Source organism: Mycobacterium arosiense ATCC BAA-1401 = DSM 45069 (assembly GCF_002086125.1).
In the GTDB taxonomy this organism is placed as follows: Bacteria; Actinomycetota; Actinomycetes; order Mycobacteriales; family Mycobacteriaceae; genus Mycobacterium; species Mycobacterium arosiense.
The window spans coordinates 1-358 of record NZ_MVHG01000269.1; the positions used below are offsets into that span (position 1 = coordinate 1).

Annotated in this window: 1 protein-coding gene; it reads left to right on the plus strand. The window is 60.3% G+C overall.

All coding sequences use genetic code 11. The features are described from left to right. Positions 1-358, plus strand: a 358-nt coding sequence (locus BST14_RS31865; protein ID WP_142279708.1) for a SidA/IucD/PvdA family monooxygenase, incomplete at both ends; no start/stop codon positions are given.

Genomic DNA, 358 nt, shown 5'->3' on the forward strand with positions numbered 1-358 from the left:
GTTCGGCGCTGAAGCCGGCTGACGACAGTCCGTTTGTCAACGAAGTATTCGCGCCCGAGTTCACCGACCTGATCTACAACCAGGAAGGCGCGGAGCGTGAGCGCCTGGTGCGCGAGTACCACAACACCAACTATTCAGTGGTGGATATCGACCTGATCGAGCGTATTTACGGCATCTTCTATCGCCAGAAGGTTTCCGGAGTCCCGCGCCACGCCTTCCGTAGCCTGCGCTCGGTTGAGAAGGCCACGGCAGGCGCCGAGGGTATCGAGCTGGCGCTGCGTAATACCGCCAATGGCGAACTGAGCGTGCAGCGCTACGACCTGGTAATCCTCGCCACCGGTTATGAGCGGCAGTTGCA